The following is a 1,078-nucleotide window of genomic DNA, read 5'->3' on the forward strand; positions in this document are numbered from 1 at the left end:
GCCGCACCGGGCCGCCGCACCGGGCCGCACGGGGCGCGCCCACCCCAGGACCACCCCACCACCCCGCGAGGAGTTCCCGTGTCGACCACGCTCGCCCGCACGCCGGGCCCCTGCCCCACCCCTGACGACACCTCAAACGAGCGCGCCCGCTGGGTCACGTCCTGGCTCGGCGACGCCGCCCGCCACCCGCTGTTCCGCATGGAAGTCACCCGCCCCACCGGCTGGACCGTGCACCCGTTCGCCGATCCGGACGGCCAGATGCCCGCCGCCCACGTCGCCGAGGCGCTGGCGCTCATGGCCCCGCGCACCACGGTGCTGCGCACCGGGCAGAGCATCACCGCCACCGGCCCGGCCCCCTACGAGCACGTCCGGATCCGCTGGACCGCCGTGCCCGACGCCCGCACCTACATGCCGGGCGAGCCGGTCGACTGGGCCGCCACGTTCACCGGGGACAGCTGGGATGCAGCGCTGGTCGTCCAGGGCGCGCGACACGTCTGGCGTCCCTACTTCACCCGCACCAACGCCCGCACGGTCGAGAACGCGCTGTGCGGCGCGGACCGCCCCGACGGCATGGCCGTCACCGTCGACGCCGCCGGAGTCGTCAAGATCTACGGCTCCGACGGCGAGACCATCCGCCTCACCCCCGACCACTGAGCTGCAAGCAGGCGCGGCGACAGCGCGTGTGGAACCCGGGCCCTGCGCGAGCTGCCCGCAGGAGTCGCCGCGCCCGCACGCACCACCCGGCGGTCCTGCCCATGCCGGAGGGCAAACCCTCCCGCCGCTGGCTGGCCAGGGCCGCCCCCACCAACACCCGAGAAGGGCAACCACCATGACCACCCTGACCGTCGAGAGCATCTGGCGGAGCCTGCGCGAGGAGACCGATTCGGTTGTCGCCGTGTTCGGCTGGGCCGAGGAGGAGATCGAGAAGGCTCAACGACGCCATGGCGAGACGGGCCGGGGGCCGATCTGGCGCGCGGGCTTCAGCCTGGTTCGCCCGACCCTGGACCGGACCCGCACCTCCGAGATGCTGTACCGGTCCCACGCCGCCGAGCTGCTCGACCGGTTCGCGAGTGGCGAG

2 protein-coding genes are annotated in these 1,078 nt (G+C 74.3%); both read left to right on the forward strand.

Features of this window, described 5'->3' with window-relative positions:
• Positions 1-78: 78 nt before the first annotated feature.
• Positions 79-654 carry a hypothetical protein gene (locus tag TR48_RS31975; protein ID WP_042373860.1) on the forward strand — a complete coding sequence of 192 codons (576 nt, stop codon included), beginning with the start codon at positions 79-81 and terminating at the stop codon, positions 652-654.
• A 175-nt stretch (positions 655-829) separates the two neighbouring features.
• The coding region (locus tag TR48_RS43800) for a hypothetical protein (RefSeq protein ID WP_042373861.1) at positions 830-1,078 on the forward strand (249 nt) is incomplete at its 3' end.

The sequence above is a fragment of the Streptacidiphilus neutrinimicus genome, from assembly GCF_000787815.1.
Taxonomy (GTDB): Bacteria; Actinomycetota; Actinomycetes; order Streptomycetales; family Streptomycetaceae; genus Streptacidiphilus; species Streptacidiphilus neutrinimicus.